Below are 18204 nucleotides of genomic sequence, written 5' to 3'. Positions count from 1 at the left end.
CTGATGAGTCACCTGGGCGCGCGGTGTCCCGTATCGCGCCGGACCGGGTGCACATCGTGCTTCCCGGCCGCCCCGAAGTCACCCAGCGGCACGGCTACTTCCACGCCGGGGCGACCAGTGCGGTCGCGGACAGCGCCGGAGGCTGTGCGGCCCTCATGATCCGGGCCGGCGGGACCGAGCGGTGAGTCCGGTCAGGCCCCGCCGGCAGGCGCTACGCGGGTGACGGCCCGGCGGCGGGCAGGACGTGGTCGCCCACCCGGTCCGTGCTCAGGCACAGCGAGCACACCACCGCGTCGTGCGTGGCGCAGGCCGTGACGTCGGGGCGCTCGTACGCCTGGTGGCAGACATGGCAGTCGTACGGTGTCGCGCTCGGGTTGCCGTCGGCGTCCAGGAGGGGCTCCGCGATGCCGTCGTCCGGGCGCCGCAGGTAGTACGCGCCCTTGGTGACCACGGCCATCAGCGGGGTGAGGACGAAGGCGATGACGGCGGCGGCCACGGGGGAGTACGGCTGGAGGGTGTCGCCGAAGGCGTGGAAGTACAGGGCGATGGACAGTCCCGAGGCGGCCGTGAAGGACACCACGCCCACGGGGTTGACCGGGTGGAGCATGCCGCGCCGGAACTCCGGTGCGTGCGGGGAGAGATGGAGCAGGTACTTGTTGACGCCGATGTCGGTAGCGACGGTGACCACCCACGCGATGGCGCAGTTGGAGTAGAAGCCCAGGATGCCGTTGAGGAAGCTGAACATGTCGGCTTCCATCAGGGCGAGCGCGAAGCCCAGGTTGACCAGCACGAACACCATGCGGCCGGGATAGCGCCCGGTGAGCCGGGTGAAGGAGTTGGTCCAGGCGAGCGAGCCGGAGTAGGCGTTCGTGACGTTGATCTTGATCTGGCTGATCACGACGAGGACCACGGCCAGCGGCACCACCAGCCAGGACGGCATCATCGCGTCGAAGGCCCCCTTGAACTGCTGGATGGGCTCGGGCGCGACGGACGGGCCGACCTCGGCCAGGATGTAGACGGCGAGGAAGACTCCGATCGCCTGCTTCAGCGCGCCGAGCACCACCCAGCCGGGCCCGGCCATGACCACGGCGGTCCACCAGCGCCGCTTGTTGGCCTCGGTCTTGGGCGGCATGAAGCGCAGGTAGTCGATCTGCTCGCCGATCTGCGCGATGAGGGAGAGGCAGACGCCCGCGCCGAGCAGGACCGAGGCGGTGTTCACGCCGCCGTCGCCCCCGGTGCCCGTGTAGGAGAGGAAGCGGTCGACCGTGCCCGGATCGGTGACGACCAGGTACACCAGCGGCCCGACCATCAGCACCAGCCACACCGGTGTCGTCCACACCTGGAGCTTGCTCAGCGCCTTCATGCCGTAGATCACCAGCGGGATCACCATCAGCGTGGAGACCAGGTAGCCCAGCCACAGCGGCAGGCCGAGGCCCAGGCGCAGGCCCTGGGCCATGATCGAGCCTTCGAGGGCGAAGAAGATGAAGGTGAAGCTGGCGAAGATCACGCTGGTGAGGACCGAGCCGAAGTAGCCGAAGCCCGAGCCGCGCGTGATGAGGTCCAGGTCGATGTTGTAGCGGGCGCCGTAGTAGGCGAGCGGAAAGCCGGTGACGAAGATGACGACGGCGGCCACCGCGATCGCCAGCAGCGCGTTGCCGGTGCCGTGCGCCAGGCCGATGCCGGCGCCGATGGAGAAGTCGGCCATGTACGCGATGCCGCCGAGGGCCGTGGTGGCCACGACCATCGGGGTCCAGCGGCGGTAACCGCGCGGTGCGTAGCGGAGGGTGTAGTCCTCCAGTGTCTCCCTGGTCGCCTGGCTCGCGGCGGGTGCCGCCGGGCCCTCTTCCGTCAGCCGTGACTCTGTTGCGCTCATGTCACGCCTCCCTCGGTGCGCGGGTGCGGGTTCGAGGCCCCCGACCCGCTCGCTGACGGGGCCGGGGGCTGGCGGGCAGGCTACGAAGCGCTTGTTTCCCTCAGGTCCCGCCCGAGGTGAACGGCCCGTTACGGGAGGAGGCGCCGGGTGAACCGGACGGATCGGGGTACCCGGAGCACCGGAAAGGCACCGCACCTTCACAGCGGCCGCCCGCTTGCCGGGCGGGCCGCGGGCACCCGTACAGAGCTGTCTGCCGGGGAGGAGCCCCCACCGTGGCGATCGTCGCACTGCTGTTGCTGCCGGTAGTGACCATGCTGCTGTACGGGATGGACCGTACCGAGGACTGGCTGACGCGGGAGCCGGGCCCGCCCCGCCACGCGCGCGCCCGTCATCTGCGCCTCATACGCGGCCGGCGGCAGGACGCCCCGGAGGCACCTGCCGCGCAGGGCGCCGCCGAGGCCGAGGCCGAGGCCGCCTGAGAGCGCGCCGGGCCTTCCGCCGTGCGTCTCAGCCGCGCGGGCCGCTGATCCGCTCCGGCTCGATGACGTAGATCACGCGGACCTGGTCACGCCCGCCGAACCACGGGTACGGGCCGCCCAGGTACCTCCGCGAGAGCGCCTCGATGTGATCGACCGCACCCTCGGTCGTCACCCGCGTCACCCGGCCGCGGATCTGGACGTAGGAGGAGGGGTCGGCGGGGTCGGAGACCGCGACGGCCACCCGCGGGTCGCGTGCGATGTTGCGGGTCTTCTGGTGCGACTCCACGCTGTTGATCAGGACGTGCTCGCCGTCGGTGTCCACCCATGTCTGGGTGAGCTGGGGCGAGCCGTCGGGCATGGTCGTGGCGATGTAGCAGGTGCTGGCGCCGCGCAGCAGCGCCAGCAGGTCCTCGCCGAGAGGAGCGGGCACGGGGAGATCTCCGGGAGGTCGGGGCGATCGGGTGAAGACCCGCAGGCATGACGGATCGGACCCAGGGTAACCGGGCCGGTACAACCCCCATGTGATCGCCTGTCAGAGGGAGACCCCGGATGCTGATGGCCCACCCCGCCGTCCTTCAGAACCTCATCGACCAGTACGACGCGCTGAGCGTCCTGCACGCCCAGGAGGGCGGCGCCGAGGTCCGGCGGCGGATGGACGACGTCGCGTACACCCTGTGCGTGGCCACCGGTACGCGTGACATCGACACGGCCCTGGTCGCCGCCCGGCACCGGCTGCCCGGCGCGCGCCCCGAGGACGACTCCCTCGTCCGCGCCTGAACACCCCTCGCGCGAACGGCTGCCGGGCCGGCCTGCGGGTGATTTGCGCCGCGTGTGGTGAATATGTGTGGAAAACTGTCGGGCGTTGCACATGGCCGATGGGTGCGAGACCGTTGTCATCGGTAAACGTTCTCGATCGGCAGAGAGGTGGTGGGGCGCGCGCCCTGCGTTCCCCGGCCGTGATTTCTTCTCCTGGTACAACCGACAGTCCGCACGCCGATGGTGTCGGCCTCGACACGATGTGGGACGGCGCCCCCTGTCCCGTGCTCGTCATCGGTGCCGACGGGGCCCTTGTCGAGACCAATGAGGCGGCGCGCCGCCTCATACCGCTCTCGGCGGGCGACAGCATCGCCGCGCCGGCCATGCCGGTCTGGCTGGCCGACGCGCATCGCCGCCTGCGGCCGGCCGGCGCCCTGGCGGATTCGGTGCCGGTGTCGGGGGACGTGGACGGCCGCAGCTTCGAGGCGCATCCCTCGCCCTGCGACGACGGCACCGTGGTGTGGTGGCTGCTGGAGGACACCGACCGCCGCCTCGCCGAGCAGGCGCTCGCCGGTGAGCGCGAGCGCGCCGAGCTGCTCGCGGAGGTCTCCAGCGCCCTGCTGTCCTCGTTGAACGTCGAGCGCTGCATGACGGTCACCGCCCGGATGGCCGCCGGTCACCTCGCGGACGCGGCGATCATCGTCGCCCCCGCCCAGGGCCGCCGTCACCCCCTGACGTACGCGCGGGCGGGCGGCGAGGTCACCCGGAGCGTGCTCCAGATCGACCCGCGGTCGGTCGTCGGGCTCGCCGAGGCACTCCAGGGCTTCCCGCCGGTCCCCGCCCGCTGGATCGACCCGGACCAGCTGCCCGACTGGGCGGTGCCCGAGGGGTTCGACGGCCCGATCGGCTCGGTGATCGTCACCCCGCTGCCCGGCCACGGCGTACCCGCCGGAGTGCTGATACTGCTGCGCTCCAGCACGCACCAGGCGTTCACGGAGGGCGAGGAGGTCTTCGCCCGGCTGTTCGCCGCCCGCGCCGGCGTGGCGCTCTCGGCCGCACGCCTCTACGCGGAGCAGCGTTCGATCACCACCACCCTCATGCGCGAGCTGCTGCCGCCGCGCCTGGAGCGCGTCCACGGCGTGGAGTACGCCGGCGCCTACCGCGCGGCACGCGACCACGAGCGCGTGGGCGGCGACTTCTACGACGTCCACCCCGGCACCGACGCGGCGAAGGAGACCTTCGTCGTCCTGGGCGACGTGGCGGGCAAGGGGCTCGAGGCCGCCGTGCTGACCGGCAAGATCCGCAGCGTCCTGCACGCCCTGCTGCCGCTGTCCGGCGATCACCAGCAGGTGCTGTCCCTGCTCAACGGCGCGCTCCTCAACTCCCACCACACCCGCTTCGCCACCCTGGTGCTGGCGTCCGTCACCCGCCGTTCCGGCCAGGTCCGGCTGCGGCTGACCAGTGCCGGACATCTGCCGCCACTGATCATCAGGAGCGACGGCCGGGTGGAGGAGGCCGCCACGCAGGGGCAGCTGATCGGCGCGATGCCCGAGGTCACCGCCCGCAGCGCCCACGTGTCGCTGGCGCCGGGGGAGACCTGCCTGCTCTACACGGACGGGATCACCGAGGCGTCCGGCGGCCCGCTGGGCGACCAGTTCTTCGGCGAGGAGCGGCTGCGTGCGGCCCTCGGGCCGTGTGCCCGGATGCCCGCGGAGGCGGTGGTGGAGCGGGTGCAGATGCTGGCCGCGCAGTGGCTGGGCGGCGGACGCCACGACGACATGGCGAGCCTCGCCATCACCAACCCGGCGGGCGGCCACGGCGCCCTGCACGCCGTGAGCGGCCACCACGACGCCCGGCCCGGGGCGGGCCGCCGATGACCGGAACCGGGACGGCGGTGCGCACGCGCGAGGAACTGTCGGAACGCCTGTGGACCGCCGTGATCGGCAAGGACGAGCAGGCCGCCGTGCGGGAGGTGTTCGCGGCGGCCGACGCGGGAGCGGACCGGGAGGCCCTGCTGCTGGACGTGCTCGGCGGGGTGCAGCGAAGAGTCGGCACCGAGTGGGCCGCCGACCGGATCAGCGTCGCCGAGGAACACGCGGCCACCGCCATCATCGACCGGGTCATCGCCGCCCTCGCCCACCGGGTGCCCGCCCCCGCCCGCGCGGCGGGCCGCCCCCGGATCACGGTCGCCTGCGTCGACGGCGAGTGGCACGTGCTGCCCGCCCGGCTGCTCGCCGAGGTCCTCACCGGGCGTGGCTGGCAGGTGGACTTCCTCGGCGCCCACACGACCACCCCGCACCTGATCGCGCACCTGCACGCGACCAACCCCGCGGCCACGCTGCTGTCGGCCTCGCTGCCGCCGCACCTGCCCAGCGCGCACTCCGCGGTGACGGCCGTGCAGTCGCTCGGCATCCCCGTCATGGTGGGCGGCGCGGCCTTCGGCCCGGACGGCCGCTACGCGCGCCTGATCGGGGCCGACGCCTGGGCGCCCGACGCCCGCGCCGCCGCCGCGCTGCTGGGCGAGGGCCTGGTCCGTCCCGAGCCGGTCCCGCGGCAGCAGGTGGACGACCTGCCCCACCTCGCCGACCAGGAGTACACCCTGATCAGGGGCAACCGCCCCGCCCTGGTCCGGCAGTCCCTCGCCGTCCTGGAGGAGCGCTGGCCCGGCATGCGCGCCTACACCCAGGCGCAGCGCGACCGTACCGCCGAGGATCTCGCGCACATCGTGGACTTCCTGGCCACCGCGCTCTACGTCGACGACTCCGCGCTGTTCACCGGCTTCGTCACCTGGAGCGCGGAGATCCTCCAGGCCCGCCGCGTGCCCGTGCACAGTCTGCGCACGGGACTGCACATCCTCGCGGGGGAGCTGCGTGACTTCCCCCGTGCCGTCCGCTTCCTCGGCGCGGCGGCCGAAGCCCTGCCCGCCCCGCCCACCCGACCCAGCCCCGGCCCAGGAAAGACCGCATGACCCTCCACCAGCCCGTCGACTTCTCCGTCATCACCGAGGCCGCCGATCCGCACGCCATACGGCTGACGCTGCGGGGAGTCCTCGACTACGAGTCCGGCGACGAGTTCCTCCGCTTCGTCAACACCGCGCTCGACGCGCACACCGAGCAGCACGGCGCGGTCCTGCGGGAACTGCACCTGAACTGCGCCGGACTGCGCCTGCTCGACTCCACCGGCCTGTCGGCCCTGCTCACGCTGCGGCGCCGGACCCACCCGGCGGGCGTGACCCTGCGACTGCGGCACCGGCCGGTCCAGCTGATCCGGATGCTCGCGCTGACCGGTACCACGGACTACCTCACCGCCGCAGCGGACGGCACCGCCGAATCCGTGACGCCCGGCGGGGAGCTGACCGACGAGGCCGGGTCGACCTCGTCCTGAGGCTCACGCCCCCTGTGCCGGCCGGTCGGCCGTGTGCCCGGTGGGCAGCTTCCACCACGCGGTGATCGTCTTGCCCCGCCCGGAGGGGACGACGGCGGTGTGGTCGCTGAGCTTGTCCACCAGCCCGAGCCCCAGGCCGCCCCTGCCGTCGAGGGCCGGGCCTCGGCGCGCGGAGGGCAGTACGGGGCTGTCGTCGGTGATCTCCAGGATCAACTGTCCCTCCTCGATCCGGAGGGAGAGCGACCAGGTGCCCTCCGGAGTGTGCCGGACGGCGTTGGTGACCAGCTCGCTCACGACGATCTGCACCGCCTCCGTGTCCGCGCCGGGGCAGTGGGCGTCCAGGTACGCCATCGCCAGCCGTCGGGCGTCGCCGGGCGACGAGGCCTGGGAGTGTGCGGTGAACATGGGCCCCTTTCGCGCGGGCGTGCTTTCCCTGCACGTGCCCCCGCCCGAGCGGTGCACGCCGGTGACCGGGACAGTACCGCTCACGGCCGCGCCTGACGCGGCAGCGTGGACAGCGCCGCCCGGGCCGACTCCAGGTCGGGGTGCGGGGGCAGCAGGCGGTCGGCGCCGGTCAGGGTGAGCAGCCGCCGTACGGTGGTGTCGCCGCCGAAGACGCCGACGCTCCGGCGCCGGGACGTGCGCAGCAGGTGGTTGAGCAAGGACGAGTCGCAGAAGCCGACTTCGCGCAGGTCGAACACGAGCGGGCCCGCGCAGCGGAGCAGGGCGTCCTCGGTGGCGTCCTCCACCGAGTCCAGCTCGTCGGGGTCGAGATGTCCCCGCAGCCCGATGACCCACAGCTCCCCGTCGGCCCGCGAGTACGCCACCGCCGGAGGGATCGCTTCCTCGAAGGTCTGACCGTGCTTCACCATGGGTCCATGGTGCCGCAACCGGTCCGCGGAGTCACAGTCCGGTGGGCGGCCAAGGGCCTCGGCGGGCGCGAAGGTCACTACCCGGCGCCGCGCACGTGCTCTATGCAACCCGCGTAGACGCGCGCATCATGGGAGCGCTCCATCAGCACCACCCCATCTCAGGTTTGTCATGTACCTGCAAACAGGGAGGACGCACGATGGCTTGCGGATCGACCAGCCTCTGGGCCGGTGAGACCAGTTGGTTCTGCTGCGGCAACTCATGGGGCCCCTGCGGCAGCGCCGGTGGCGGCGCCTGCGGCAACTGCCAGTCCAGCGCGCGCCACGGCGCCTGGCCCAACGCCTCGGCGAACTGTTTCAGCATCACCCGCCCCGACCTCTGCGGCGAGAACATCCCCCGGCGCGGCTGCGGTTCGGTGATGAACGTGCGCCACCAGTGCTCCGGCGCCACCGTGTGCATCACCATCACCGACTGCGGCCCCCGCACCAAGGACTGGTGCGGCGAGGCGACCTGCTGCAACGGCGCCTGCCGCACCAACCGCGTGCTCGACCTGACCCCGGCCGCCTTCTCGGCGATCGGCAACCTCAGCTCCGGCAAGCTCCCCGTCTACATCTACGAGTGAGGAGGCCCGACATGAGCGCACGGAACACCGCGGGAGTGCCGTCCGAGGGGATGCGCCGCCGCCGCTTCCTCACCACCGCCGCCCTCGGCGGCGCGACCATCGTCGGGGCGAGCGCGCTCGGCGGACTGGACGCGGACGCGGCCTTCGCCGCCGAGCCGTCCCTCGACCCGGCCATCGCCAGATCCTCCTTCGTTGAGGGGAGGATCACCGGCATCACCGGCAGCGTGCTGGAGGTGGCCGGCTCCGACGGCGGCCACGCGCGGGTGCAGATGACCAACGTCACCAGCGTGTGGAAGGTGCGGCCCGCCACCGCCGAGGTCATCGAGGTCGGCGACGGACTCTACGCGCGCGGAGTGCCCATGCCCGACGGCACGGTGGCCGCCGACGCGGTCTGGGTGAACATCGTCAACCTCGACACCACGATCCGGGGCATCGCCAGGAACCGGGTCCACCTCGCCCACGGACAGCACGAGGTCGTCGGCAACATCCTCGCCGACACCGGCGCCTCCTACGCCGGGCGCGGGCTCACGTCGGACCTGTCCCGGCTGCGCATCGGCCAGAGCGCCCAAGTGCTCGGCGCCTGGCGGCCGTCCGACGACTCCGTGGACGTCGTCCGTATCTCCGTCGGGCACTGAACCGGACAAGAGGGAGAGGCGCAGATGCTGTCACTGACCACGGGACTCCTCCCGCTCCTGCTCGCCGGGCTGCTCGGCCTGACCGGCGCGGCCAAGGCGTTCGGCGCGAACGTCGTCCGTACGGCACCGAAGACCGCGCTCGCCCGCCTGCTCAGCAGCAGCGAGCGGGCCGCCCTGGTGCTCCGCGTCACCGGCTGGGCCGAACTGCTCCTGGCCGGGGCCCTGTTCGCGGTGCCCGGCAGCGCCCTGCCGGGGGCGGCGACCGCGGTCCTCGGGGCGGGCTTCCTCGGCTATCTCGGCTACGGCCGGGCGCGGGCCCCCCAGGCGTCCTGCGGCTGCTCCGCGAGCGAGGACGCGCCGGTCACCTGGCGTGCCTTCGCCCGCGCCGCGCTCGTCCTGGCGGGCGGTCTCACGGCGGCGGTGGCGCGCCGCGCCTGGTGGGACGCGCTCGTGGACCGGCCGTTCGCCTCGGCCGGCCTGCTCGCCACGGGCGCCCTGGTCCTGTTCGCGCTCTCGGCCGACCTGGACCGGTGGTGGCTGCTGCCGCTGCGCCGCACCCGGCTGCGGGTGTTCGGCCACCCGCTGACCGGCGGGGACGCGGCGGGAGAGGTCCCGGTGGCGGCCAGCGTCGAACTGCTGGAGAACTCCCTGGCCTGGCAGACCGCCGCACCGGTGGTGCGGTCGGCGCTGCTCGACCACTGGGAGAGCGACGGCTGGCGCATCCTGCACTACTCCGGCGTCCACGGTGAGGGCGAGGCGGCACGCCCGGTGGCGGTGCTGTTCGCCCTGGACGCCGCCGCCGGCCGCGACACGCCCGGCGATCCGGTGATCCGGGTCGGTTATGTCGACGCGGACACCGGGGCGCCGGTGGCCGTGGAGGAACTGCGCGCGGCCCCGTCCCGCCGCTCGCTGCGCCTCGTCGACTGACACCCCTTCAAGGGCCCGGCGCGGCCACCGTGGTGGACACGGCGGCCGCACCGGCGCGTTGAGGCACGGGTCAGCGGCCGCGCCAGTCCAGGCAGACCACCAGCGCGTCGTCGTCCGGGGCCGGGGTGCCCCGGTGCCCGGCCAGCTCGCGCAGCACCGCTCCGGGGACCTCCGAGGCGGGCAGCAGCCGGGTGGCCTGGATGGCCCGGGTCAGCGCGGCGTCCCCGTACGCCTCGCCCTTGGCCGAGACGACGTCGTACACGCCGTCGCTGATGAACACCAGCCGGTCGCCGGGTTCGACCTTGAGGTCCTGGGTGACGTAGTCGGTCTCCTCGAACATGCCCAGCGGAAGCTGGGCCTCGAAGTCGACCCGCTCGACCGCGCCGTCGCGCAGCCGGCGCAGCTGCGGGCATCCCGCGTCCACGACCCGTGCCTGGCCGGTGGCGAGGTCGAAGTCGAGCATCAGCACCGACAGGTAGCGCTGCCCCCGGTACTGGGCGTAGACCGCCTGGTCGGCCAGCGCCGCCTGGTCGGCGAGCGGGATGCCGGCCCGGCGGGCGTTGCGCAGCGCGTTGACGGCGAGGTTGGTGAGCAGCGCGGCGTCTATACCCTCACCCATGCCGTTGGAGACGTACAGGGTCAGCCGGTCCGCGGTGGACGACCAGTCGTAGTTGTCGCCGTGTATGGCGTACGCGGGCTCCAGCTGGGCGCCGAGGTCGAACTCGGGCAGGGAGCAGGAGCGGCCGGGCAGGAGCTGCCACTGCATCTCCGCCGCGAGGGTGAGCCGGTCGCGCCGCCTGGCCTGCAGATACAGGTCGGTCTCGCGGTCGGCGACCAGCACCTCGTGCCCGAGCACCTGGGCGAGCTGGGCCAGCTCGGCCCGCGCCGCGCCGCTCTCCTCGGTGGCGGGCAGCGTCACCGAGAGCACTCCCAGGCGGTCACCGTGCACGGACACGGGCAACTGGACCCGGACCCTGCCGTCCGCGAGCTCCTCCTGGACGGGTTCCTGCGCGCCGAAGGCACGTCCCGCGGGGCTGTTGCGCAGGGAGACCGGCGGCAGCGCGTGCGGCGGCGTGGTCACCGGCTGGAGCACGGTGAGGCTGTAGTCGGCCAGGAGGAACTCCACGGCCTCCGCCGCGTAGCGCTCGACCAGCTCCTGGCGCACGACGTCGGCCAGGGCGTAGGGAGCCGCCGTGCGCAGCGCCCTCTCGACAGCCATGAATCTGTTCACGATCGTAGGTATGCCAATCTCTCACCCGTGTGAACGCCGCGTCCGACCCGAGATGGGCCGAGTGGTGGACGCCGCGTGCCGTCTTCATCCATATTCCGGACCGTCTTGCCTGCTAGTAGGCTGTGGGTCGTCCCCGTACCTGCGAGAGTGTGACTGTGACGAACTTCCACCCCCGCCCAGAACCGGTCGAAGTCGCACGTGTGACCTCGACGGCCGCGGAACTGCTGGAAGTTCTGTGGGGCCGTGCCTCCACAGCGCCCGCCTCCGCGTCCCAGTTGCGCGTGCTGCTCATCCTGGAGCACCAGGAGGGCATCAACCTGCGCACCCTCGCCGACCACCTCGCGTCCACCCCGCCCTCCACCAGCCGCCTGTGCGACCGGCTGCAGGCGGCGGGGTTCGTCGAGCGCGAGGTGAGCCGTACGGACCGGCGCGAGGTGCGGCTGTACCTCAGCAGCAGGGGCCGGGCCTTCCTCACGGACCTGCGCGCCCGGCGCGAGGAGACACTGCGCTCGGTGCTGGAGCGGATGTCGTCCGCCGACCGCAGCGCCCTGCTCACCGGGCTCGACGCGTTCTGCGCCGTCGCGTCGGAGCAGATACTCGGGCACGACGAGGCGTCCGACGCGCGGACCGCCTGACCGAACCCGGCCGTCTCCGCCGGGGCTGCCGTGGATGGTGGCCGGTGCTTGGCGAACGGAGCGGTCTCCGCCGACCGGAACATCCCAGATCCTTCCCCTCCTGCGATGACTCCGGATACTTTCTTGCCTCATGGTCATAGTTGTCAAACAGCAAGTGTTTTTCGTGACGGCCGTGCGCCCGGCCGCACCCGAACACGCCCCCCACCTGCGCGGTCCGCCGCGCCCGGCACCGATCGAGGAGTGTCCGCGATGACCGACCGGCACTGGCTGTTCGGCGACCAGCTGGGTCCGCACTTCCTCACCCCCGGGCCGGACGGACCCGCCCGCGACGCGCCCGTGGTGATGATCGAGGCGCGCTCGGTCTTCCGTCGCCGGCGATTCCACCGGGCCAAGGCTCATCTGATCCTCTCCGCCATGCGCCACCGGGCCGCCGAACTCGGCGACCGCGTCCGCTACGTCCGCGCCGAGACCTACCGGGAAGGTCTGCGCGAGGCGGCCGGCGACGCCTCCGTCACTGTCCACCATCCCACCTCGCGCGCGGCCCTCGGCCTGGTCCGCTCACTGGACCGGGTGAGCGTGCTGCCCGCCAGGGGCTTCCTGTTCCCGCAGGACGCCTTCCGCGCCTGGGCCGACGGACGAGGGGGACGCCGGCTGCGCCAGGAGGACTTCTACCACTGGGTACGCCGCGAGCTGGACCTCCTCATGGACGGCGGCGAACCCGCGGGCGGCCGCTGGAACCACGACCACGACAACCGCGAACCCCCGCCCAGGGGCGCCCGCACCCTCGACGCGCCGAAGCCCTACCGGCCCCGCGAGGACGAGATCGACGACGAGGTCCGCGCCGACCTCGACCGCTGGGAGCGGGAGGACGGCATCGGCTTCGTCGGCCGGGACGGCCCGCGCCGCTTCCCCGCCACCCGCCGCGAGGCGCTGGCCGCGCTGCGCCGCTTCACCGGGCACCGGCTCGCCGGGTTCGGCCCGCACGAGGACGCCATGCTCGCCGCCGACCCGGTGATGAGCCACAGCCTCCTCTCCTCCTCCCTCAACCTCGGCCTCCTCGACCCGGCCGAGGTGGTCCACGCGGCCGAGGACGCCTGGCGCGCCGGCGACGCGCCGATCTCCAGCACCGAGGGGTTCGTCCGGCAGGTGGCCGGCTGGCGCGAGTACGTCTGGCAGCTCTACTGGTACTTCGGCGAGGAGTACCGCGACCGGAACGCCCTCGGCGCGCACACGCCGCTGCCCGGCTGGTTCCTCGAACTCGACGCCGACGCCGTCACCGCCCGCTGCCTGTCCACCGCCCTCGCGCAGGTCCGCGACACCGGCTGGACCCACCACATCCCGCGCCTGATGCTGCTCGGCAGCCACGCCCTGCAGCAGGGCTGGGAGCCGCGCGCGGTCACCGACTGGTTCCACCGCTGCTTCGTCGACGGCTACGACTGGGTGATGCTGCCCAATGTCATCGGCATGTCCCAGTACGCCGACGGCGGCCGGATGACCACCAAGCCGTACACCTCGGGTGGGGCCTACATCCACCGCATGAGCGACCTGTGTGGTGGCTGCGCCTACAAGCCGGGCGACCGGACCGGGGAGCGGGCCTGCCCGTACACCACCGGCTACTGGGCCTTCACGCACCGCCACCGCGACCTGCTCGCCGCGAACAACCGCACCTTGCGCGCCGTCCAGGGCCTCGACCGGCTCGGCGACCTGGAAGAGGTGCTGCGCACCGCGCGCGACCGGGGCGACTCACCGCCCTGACCAGGGAAGACGCCGCGCGCCGCCGCCCATCGGGGCGGGGCGCGCGGCGTCGGACGGCGGGAGCGGGCTCAGCTCACCTCGGCGCCCTTGGCGGCCGCCTCCTTCTCGGAGTGCACGCCGCCCGTGGCGAGCGTGCCGCGGGAGCTCTCCAGGTGCGCCCGCACGAACCACTGGAACTGCTCCAGGTCCCGGAGCTGCCCGATCAGCAGGTCCTCGGTGGCGGGGTCGATCTCGCCCGCCCCCTTGACCGCGGCCCGTACGCCCTCGATCACACCGGTGTACACGACGTCGAGCGCGGCGAGGTGCGCGATGGCGTCGCCCCGGCCGATGGAGTAGTCGTCCCAGGTGCGCTCGGCCACCAGCGCGCCCGGCGTGCCCTGGGCGACACCGCCGAGGGCGGCGATCCGCTCGGCCACGTCGTCGGCCATGTCACGGACCCGGTCCACCTGCGGATCGATCATCTCGTGCACGGCGATGAAGTGCGGTCCGACCACGTTCCAGTGCACGTGCTTCAGCGTGAGATGCAGGTCGTTGAGCGCGTGCAGACGCAGGCGGAGCAGACCGATGAGCTCACCCGCCGCCTCGCGTTCGAGGCCCGGGACGGTGTATTCGGGCGTCAGGTCCTTGGTCCGGCTGGTCATGATTCACCTCTGTCGTAACGGTGAGAAAGTCCTTGCCTGAGCACATGTGCCCCGGTCCGACCCTCTCAGACGTACCGGCGCCCCGCCCGTCACGCTGCTCCGACCAAGCCGCCCGCCCGACGGCTACGGATTCCCTGAGACGATCCCGTACGACAGCCCGGAGGGAAGGCGCCCCACGTGAGAGTCGACAGCGACGGTCCGGACGAGACCGCGTACCAGCAGGGCGGCGAGGCGATACAGGCCCCCGAGGGCGCCCTCGTCGTCCGGTACGCGCCGCGGGCGCCGAGAGCCGCCGTGCTCACCCTGCACGGCGGCCGCGCGAACGACGTCTCCGCCACCCGGCCCTGGCACCTCGCCGCGCTGCGCATGCGCCCCATCCAGCGCGCCGTCGCCGCCGGTCTGCCGCAGGAGGACGTCCTGCTCGCCGAGGTCCGCTACCGGCAGCGCGGCTGGAACGACGGGGCCGCCGCCGACGACGCGCTGCGCGCCCTGGCCGAACTGCGCGAGCGGTACGGGCCGCTGCCCGTCGTCCTGGTCGGCCACTCCATGGGCGGCCGCGCCGCCCTGCGCGTGGCCGCCCATCCCGCCGTTCGCGGGGTGCTGGCCCTCGCGCCCTGGCTGCCCGCCTCCGAACCCACCGTCCACCTGCGCGGGCAGCGGGTCGTGGTCGTGCACGGCGACGCCGACCGGATCACCGGCGCGGACGACTCCGTGAGCTTCGTGCTGCGGGCCCGCACCGCCGGGGCCCACGCCGGGATGGTCATGCTCGCCGGAGCGGAGCACGCCATGCTGCGCCGGCTGGCCGTCTGGAACCGGCTCTGCGCCGAGGTCGTGGCCGACCTGCTGCGCGAGCACCCCGCCGAGGACGGCACCCTCGCCGAGGCCACCGCACCCGGAGCCCCTGCCTTCCTGCGCCGCTGACCCTCCCCCCCGCCGTCCGCGCCCACGCCGACATGTCCCGCTTGCCCCCGTATCGATCCCCGCACTGTGTGCACTGCGGTGATCCGAGCTATCGGGCCGGTGGCGGGCCAGGCCCGGTGCCGGGCACATTCGGACCGTGGACAGGCGGGAGGGGCAGCCATGGGGGAGAGGCCGACAACCGGCGTCACCATCGAGGACCTGCGGGCGGAACTCGACGCGATCGACCGGCAATTCCTGGAACAATTGCGCGCGCGGATCGAGAAGTGCGTGGAGATCGGCCACTTCAAGCGCGAGCACGACGTGCCGATGATGCAGCCGCACCGCATCGGCATCGTCCAGGAACGCGCCGCGCGCTACGGCGAACGGCACGGCATCGACCGGGACTTCCTGCGCAGGCTGTACGACCTCGTGATCGAGGAGACCTGCCGCGTCGAGGACCGGGTGATCGGAGGTTCGCGTTGAGAACCCTGCTCATCGACAACTACGACTCCTTCACCTACAACCTCTACCAGCTGCTCGGCGAGGTCAACGGACGGCCGCCGGTCGTCGTGCGCAACGGCGCCGACTGGTCCGCGCTGCGGCTGGACGAGTTCGACGCCGTCGTCATCTCGCCCGGCCCCGGACGCCCCGACCGGGAGCGCGACTTCGGCATCAGCGCCCGCGCGATCCTCGACAGCGGGCTGCCGGTGCTCGGCGTCTGCCTCGGCCACCAGGGCATCACCCACCTGTTCGGCGGTACGGTCGCGCTGGCGCCCGAGCCCATGCACGGCCGGATCTCCGCCGTCCACCACAACGGCGCCGACCTCTTCGCGGGGCTCCCCAGCCCCTTCGACGTGGTCCGCTACCACTCGCTCGCCGCCACCGACCTGCCCGCCGAACTCGAGGCCGTCGCCTGGACCGAGGACGGCGTGATCATGGGCGTGCGGCACGTGTCCCGGCCCGTCTGGGGCGTGCAGTTCCACCCCGAGTCCATCAGCAGCGAGTACGGCCGCGACCTGCTGCGCAACTTCCGCCGCCTCGCCCTGGCCCACGCCGCCACCGGCGCCGGGCGCCCCCGCTACAGCGTGCACACCCGCCGCGTCGGCCTCCAGCCCGACACCGAGGCCGCCTACCGCGCCCTGTTCGCCGGGGACGCCCACAGCTTCTGGCTGGACAGCGGAGCCGTCATCGAGGGCCTGTCCCGCTTCTCCTTCCTCGGCGACGGACGCGGCCCCCTCGCCGAGTACGTCAGTTACCGCGTCCTGGACGGCGGCGTCACCGTACGCAGCCCCGGCCGCGCGGACGACGAGGGCGAGATCGTCGAACAGGGCTTCTTCGAGTACCTCGACGAACAGATCCGCACCCGCGCCGTCCCCGTACCGGCCGGCCTGCCCTTCGAGTTCAACCTCGGCTACGTCGGCTACCTCGGCTACGAACTGAAGGCCGACACCGGCGGCCAGGCCGTGCACAAGTCCGCCACCCCGGACGCGGCCATGCTCTTCGCCGACCGGATGCTCGCCGTCGACCACGCCGAGGGCGTCAGCTACCTGCTCGCCCTCTCCGCCGACGGCGACGACCGCGACGCCCTGGACTGGCTGGAGGAGACCGAGGCCCGGCTGCGCGCCCTGCCCGCCTCCGGCACCGAGGACCACACCCCGGCCCGCTTCACCGGCACCGGCATGACCGACCCGGACGCCGACGGCCTCCTCAGGCTGCGCCACGGCAAGGACGCCTACCTCGACCGGGTCCGGCAGAGCCTGGAGGAGATCCGGCAGGGCGAGACGTACGAGGTCTGCCTGACCAACTCCGTCGTCATGGACGTCCGTATCGACCCGCTCACCACCTACGCCCGGCTGCGCCGCCTGAGCCCGGTGCCCTACGGCGCGCTGCTCGACTTCCAGGGCGTCGCCGTGCTCAGCGCCTCGCCGGAACGCTTCGTCACGGTCGGCACCGACCGGGTCACCGAGTCCAAGCCCATCAAGGGCACCCGCCCGCGCGGCGCCACCGCGGCCGAGGACGAGGAACTGCGCCAGGACCTGCTCAGCCAGGAGAAGGACCGCGCCGAGAACCTGATGATCGTGGACCTGATCCGCAACGACCTCAACTCCGTCTCCGAGGTCGGGTCCGTGCACGTGCCCCGCCTCTTCCACGTGGAGACCTACGCCCCGGTCCACCAGCTCGTCTCCACCATCCGGGGCACCCTGCGGCCCGAGGAGACGGCCGTCACCTGCGTACGGGCGGCCTTCCCCGGCGGCTCGATGACCGGCGCGCCCAAGCTGCGCACCATGGAGATCATCGACCGGCTGGAGGAGGGGCCGCGCGGCGTCTACTCCGGCTCGCTCGGCTGGTTCGCGCTCAGCGGCGCCGCCGACCTCAACATCGTCATCCGCACCCTCGTCGCCACCCCCGACCGGGTCGCCTTCGGCGTGGGCGGGGCGATCGTGGCCCTGTCCGACCCCGAGGAGGAGTTCGAGGAGACCGTCGTGAAGTCACGCGCGATGGTCACCGCCGTGCTCGCCACCGCGCTCGACGCGGACGCGCCCTCCCCGGCCGGGAGCCGGCCGTGACCCGCCGGGCCGTCGTCGTCGGCGGGGCCGGGGCCGTGGGACGGCTGTTCACCGAGCGGCTGCTGGCGGCGGGCACCGAGGTGAGCGTCGCCGACCCGGCCGGCACCCCGGTGGCCGGAGCGGCCCACCTGCGCGGCGACATCACCGCCCCCTCGAACGCGCTGCTCGCCGCACTGGGCCGCGCCGACCTCGTCGTCCTCGCCGTGCCCGAGCCGGTGGCGCTCGCCGCGCTGCCCGCCCTGTCCGGGGCGCTGCGGCCCGGCGCGGTGCTCGCCGACACGCTCTCCGTGAAGCAGGCCGTCACCCGTGCCGTACGCGAACACGCCCCCGGCGTCCAGGCGGTGGGCCTCAACCCGATGTTCGCGCCCGCCCTCGGCTTCGCCGGGCGGCCGGTGGCCGCCGTGGTCGTCCACGACGGGCCCGGTGTCACCGCCCTGCTGGCGACGGTCGAGGAATGGGGCGCCTCCGTCGTCCGCGTCGACGCGGACGAGCACGACCGGCTCGCCGCCGCCTCCCAGGCGCTCACGCACGCCGCCGTGCTCGGCTTCGGACTCGCGCTCGCCGCGACCGGCGTGCCCGCCGCCGACCTGCGGCCGATCGCCCCGCCGCCCGCGACCACCCTGCTGGCCCTGCTCGCCCGCGTCTCCTCCGGAACACCGGAGGTCTACTGGGACGTCCAGCACGCCAACACCGAGGCCGGCGCGGCCCGCAAGGCGCTGGCCGAGGCGGTGCACCGGCTCGCCGACACCGTGGAACACGGCACCGAGGCCGACTTCGCCGCCCTCCTCGGCGAGGTGCGCGCATACCTGGGCGACGACCTCGCCCACCACCGCGACACCTGCGACCGCCTCTTCGCACAGCCCTGAGGGATCACCCGCGCGGCCGCACGGCACGACGGCGAGGACCTCGTCGCACCCTGCCCGACCCCA

General features: G+C 73.1%; 20 protein-coding genes and 1 pseudogene. 15 read left to right on the top strand and 6 right to left on the bottom strand.

Annotation, left to right across the window (positions count from 1 at the left end; genetic code table 11):
* Positions 1-3: 3 nt before the first annotated feature.
* Positions 4-152: pseudogene (locus ABZ898_RS27060) on the top strand (PaaI family thioesterase); the annotation flags it as partial.
* A gap of 59 nt (positions 153-211) precedes the next feature.
* Here ABZ898_RS27060 and ABZ898_RS27055 read toward each other — a convergent pair.
* The gene (locus tag ABZ898_RS27055; protein ID WP_361664143.1) at positions 212-1873 is read right to left on the bottom strand and encodes an allantoin permease; all 1662 of its coding nucleotides are present in this window, start codon (positions 1871-1873) and stop codon (positions 212-214) included.
* Positions 1874-2145: 272 nt separating this feature from the next.
* Here ABZ898_RS27055 and ABZ898_RS27050 point away from each other — a divergent pair, with 272 nt between their 5' ends.
* Entirely contained in the window at positions 2146-2352 is a 207-nt protein-coding gene (locus ABZ898_RS27050) for a hypothetical protein (RefSeq protein ID WP_361664140.1), read from the top strand.
* 28 nt (positions 2353-2380) lie between these two features.
* On the opposite strand, the gene ABZ898_RS27045 is transcribed toward ABZ898_RS27050, so the two are convergent.
* The gene (locus ABZ898_RS27045) at positions 2381-2782 is read right to left on the bottom strand and encodes a PPOX class F420-dependent oxidoreductase (protein WP_361664137.1); all 402 of its coding nucleotides are present in this window, start codon (positions 2780-2782) and stop codon (positions 2381-2383) included.
* Positions 2783-2901: 119 nt separating this feature from the next.
* On the opposite strand from ABZ898_RS27045, the gene ABZ898_RS27040 reads away from it, so the two are divergent.
* The 4 genes from ABZ898_RS27040 (at position 2902) to ABZ898_RS27025 (ending at position 6492) form a co-directional block, all read left to right on the top strand.
* The gene (locus ABZ898_RS27040) at positions 2902-3129 is read left to right on the top strand and encodes a DUF5133 domain-containing protein (protein WP_361664134.1); all 228 of its coding nucleotides are present in this window, start codon (positions 2902-2904) and stop codon (positions 3127-3129) included.
* A gap of 239 nt (positions 3130-3368) precedes the next feature.
* A complete protein-coding gene (locus ABZ898_RS27035; RefSeq protein WP_361664131.1) occupies positions 3369-4985 on the top strand; it encodes a GAF domain-containing SpoIIE family protein phosphatase in 1617 nt (538 codons plus the stop codon).
* The gene (locus tag ABZ898_RS27030) at positions 4982-6076 is read left to right on the top strand and encodes a cobalamin-dependent protein (protein ID WP_361664128.1); all 1095 of its coding nucleotides are present in this window, start codon (positions 4982-4984) and stop codon (positions 6074-6076) included. Before ABZ898_RS27035 ends, ABZ898_RS27030 begins: the two co-directional genes overlap by 4 nt.
* Positions 6073-6492, top strand: coding sequence for an STAS domain-containing protein (locus ABZ898_RS27025; protein WP_361664125.1), 420 nt, complete (start codon positions 6073-6075; stop codon positions 6490-6492). The genes ABZ898_RS27030 and ABZ898_RS27025 overlap by 4 nt, the downstream gene beginning before the upstream one ends.
* 3 nt (positions 6493-6495) lie before the next feature.
* On the opposite strand, the gene ABZ898_RS27020 is transcribed toward ABZ898_RS27025, so the two are convergent.
* The gene (locus ABZ898_RS27020) at positions 6496-6897 is read right to left on the bottom strand and encodes an ATP-binding protein (protein ID WP_361664122.1); all 402 of its coding nucleotides are present in this window, start codon (positions 6895-6897) and stop codon (positions 6496-6498) included.
* A gap of 80 nt (positions 6898-6977) precedes the next feature.
* Complete coding sequence (locus ABZ898_RS27015) at positions 6978-7364, bottom strand: STAS domain-containing protein (protein WP_361664118.1); 387 nt, start codon at positions 7362-7364, stop codon at positions 6978-6980.
* A gap of 197 nt (positions 7365-7561) precedes the next feature.
* On the opposite strand from ABZ898_RS27015, the gene ABZ898_RS27010 reads away from it, so the two are divergent.
* Genes ABZ898_RS27010 through ABZ898_RS27000 form a run of 3 tightly spaced genes read left to right on the top strand, consistent with a single transcriptional unit; the run spans position 7562 to position 9546 of the window.
* A complete protein-coding gene (locus tag ABZ898_RS27010; protein ID WP_361664115.1) occupies positions 7562-7984 on the top strand; it encodes a hypothetical protein in 423 nt (140 codons plus the stop codon).
* Between the two features lie 11 nt (positions 7985-7995).
* Positions 7996-8619 carry a cell wall protein gene (locus tag ABZ898_RS27005; RefSeq protein ID WP_361664112.1) on the top strand — a complete coding sequence of 208 codons (624 nt, stop codon included), beginning with the start codon at positions 7996-7998 and terminating at the stop codon, positions 8617-8619.
* Between the two features lie 24 nt (positions 8620-8643).
* A complete protein-coding gene (locus tag ABZ898_RS27000) occupies positions 8644-9546 on the top strand; it encodes a MauE/DoxX family redox-associated membrane protein (protein ID WP_361664109.1) in 903 nt (300 codons plus the stop codon).
* A 70-nt stretch (positions 9547-9616) separates the two neighbouring features.
* Here ABZ898_RS27000 and ABZ898_RS26995 read toward each other — a convergent pair whose 3' ends face one another.
* Positions 9617-10765 (bottom strand): PP2C family protein-serine/threonine phosphatase, encoded by a 1149-nt coding sequence (locus tag ABZ898_RS26995; protein WP_361664106.1) that lies wholly within the window; start codon positions 10763-10765, stop codon positions 9617-9619.
* 161 nt (positions 10766-10926) lie between these two features.
* Here ABZ898_RS26995 and ABZ898_RS26990 point away from each other — a divergent pair, with 161 nt between their 5' ends.
* Together ABZ898_RS26990 and ABZ898_RS26985 are read left to right on the top strand one after the other, a co-directional pair.
* Positions 10927-11412: a MarR family transcriptional regulator gene (locus ABZ898_RS26990; RefSeq protein WP_361664103.1), complete on the top strand. Its 486-nt coding sequence runs from the start codon at positions 10927-10929 to the stop codon at positions 11410-11412.
* Positions 11413-11661: 249 nt separating this feature from the next.
* Entirely contained in the window at positions 11662-13167 is a 1506-nt protein-coding gene (locus ABZ898_RS26985; protein WP_361664100.1) for a cryptochrome/photolyase family protein, read from the top strand.
* A 68-nt stretch (positions 13168-13235) separates the two neighbouring features.
* Here the strand turns inward: ABZ898_RS26985 and ABZ898_RS26980 are convergent, their stop codons facing one another.
* A complete protein-coding gene (locus ABZ898_RS26980) occupies positions 13236-13808 on the bottom strand; it encodes a DNA starvation/stationary phase protection protein (protein ID WP_361664097.1) in 573 nt (190 codons plus the stop codon).
* A gap of 177 nt (positions 13809-13985) precedes the next feature.
* Here ABZ898_RS26980 and ABZ898_RS26975 point away from each other — a divergent pair, with 177 nt between their 5' ends.
* The 4 genes from ABZ898_RS26975 to ABZ898_RS26960 all read left to right on the top strand — a co-directional run bounded on the left by ABZ898_RS26975 (position 13986) and on the right by ABZ898_RS26960 (position 18141).
* A complete protein-coding gene (locus ABZ898_RS26975) occupies positions 13986-14729 on the top strand; it encodes an alpha/beta fold hydrolase (protein WP_361664094.1) in 744 nt (247 codons plus the stop codon).
* A gap of 159 nt (positions 14730-14888) precedes the next feature.
* Positions 14889-15191 carry a chorismate mutase family protein gene (locus ABZ898_RS26970; RefSeq protein WP_361664091.1) on the top strand — a complete coding sequence of 101 codons (303 nt, stop codon included), beginning with the start codon at positions 14889-14891 and terminating at the stop codon, positions 15189-15191.
* Positions 15188-17275 carry an aminodeoxychorismate synthase component I gene (gene pabB, locus ABZ898_RS26965; RefSeq protein ID WP_361664088.1) on the top strand — a complete coding sequence of 696 codons (2088 nt, stop codon included), beginning with the start codon at positions 15188-15190 and terminating at the stop codon, positions 17273-17275. Before ABZ898_RS26970 ends, pabB begins: the two co-directional genes overlap by 4 nt.
* Positions 17272-18141 carry a prephenate dehydrogenase/arogenate dehydrogenase family protein gene (locus ABZ898_RS26960; protein WP_361664085.1) on the top strand — a complete coding sequence of 290 codons (870 nt, stop codon included), beginning with the start codon at positions 17272-17274 and terminating at the stop codon, positions 18139-18141. The genes pabB and ABZ898_RS26960 overlap by 4 nt, the downstream gene beginning before the upstream one ends.
* Positions 18142-18204: the final 63 nt, after the last annotated feature.

It is taken from the genome of Streptomyces sp. NPDC046860 (genome assembly GCF_040645115.1).
Classification (GTDB): Bacteria; Actinomycetota; Actinomycetes; order Streptomycetales; family Streptomycetaceae; genus Streptomyces.
The sequence above is the reverse complement of the archived record's forward strand: the minus strand, read 5'-3'. Positions and strand labels throughout refer to the sequence as shown.

Bases quoted from the DNA above. Each gene is read 5' to 3' on its own strand.
- ABZ898_RS27005 (WP_361664112.1), top strand. From the start codon at position 7,996: ATGAGCGCACGGAACACCGCGGGAGTGCCGTCCGAGGGGATGCGCCGC.
- ABZ898_RS26995 (WP_361664106.1), bottom strand. From the start codon at position 10,765: ATGGCTGTCGAGAGGGCGCTGCGCACGGCGGCTCCCTACGCCCTGGCC.
- ABZ898_RS27020 (WP_361664122.1), bottom strand. From the start codon at position 6,897: ATGTTCACCGCACACTCCCAGGCCTCGTCGCCCGGCGACGCCCGACGG.
- ABZ898_RS26985 (WP_361664100.1), top strand. From the start codon at position 11,662: ATGACCGACCGGCACTGGCTGTTCGGCGACCAGCTGGGTCCGCACTTC.
- ABZ898_RS26980 (WP_361664097.1), bottom strand. From the start codon at position 13,808: ATGACCAGCCGGACCAAGGACCTGACGCCCGAATACACCGTCCCGGGC.
- ABZ898_RS27000 (WP_361664109.1), top strand. From the start codon at position 8,644: ATGCTGTCACTGACCACGGGACTCCTCCCGCTCCTGCTCGCCGGGCTG.
- ABZ898_RS27010 (WP_361664115.1), top strand. From the start codon at position 7,562: ATGGCTTGCGGATCGACCAGCCTCTGGGCCGGTGAGACCAGTTGGTTC.
- ABZ898_RS27055 (WP_361664143.1), bottom strand. From the start codon at position 1,873: ATGAGCGCAACAGAGTCACGGCTGACGGAAGAGGGCCCGGCGGCACCC.
- ABZ898_RS26970 (WP_361664091.1), top strand. From the start codon at position 14,889: ATGGGGGAGAGGCCGACAACCGGCGTCACCATCGAGGACCTGCGGGCG.
- ABZ898_RS27040 (WP_361664134.1), top strand. From the start codon at position 2,902: ATGCTGATGGCCCACCCCGCCGTCCTTCAGAACCTCATCGACCAGTAC.
- ABZ898_RS27015 (WP_361664118.1), bottom strand. From the start codon at position 7,364: ATGGTGAAGCACGGTCAGACCTTCGAGGAAGCGATCCCTCCGGCGGTG.
- ABZ898_RS27025 (WP_361664125.1), top strand. From the start codon at position 6,073: ATGACCCTCCACCAGCCCGTCGACTTCTCCGTCATCACCGAGGCCGCC.
- ABZ898_RS27030 (WP_361664128.1), top strand. From the start codon at position 4,982: ATGACCGGAACCGGGACGGCGGTGCGCACGCGCGAGGAACTGTCGGAA.
- ABZ898_RS27035 (WP_361664131.1), top strand. From the start codon at position 3,369: ATGTGGGACGGCGCCCCCTGTCCCGTGCTCGTCATCGGTGCCGACGGG.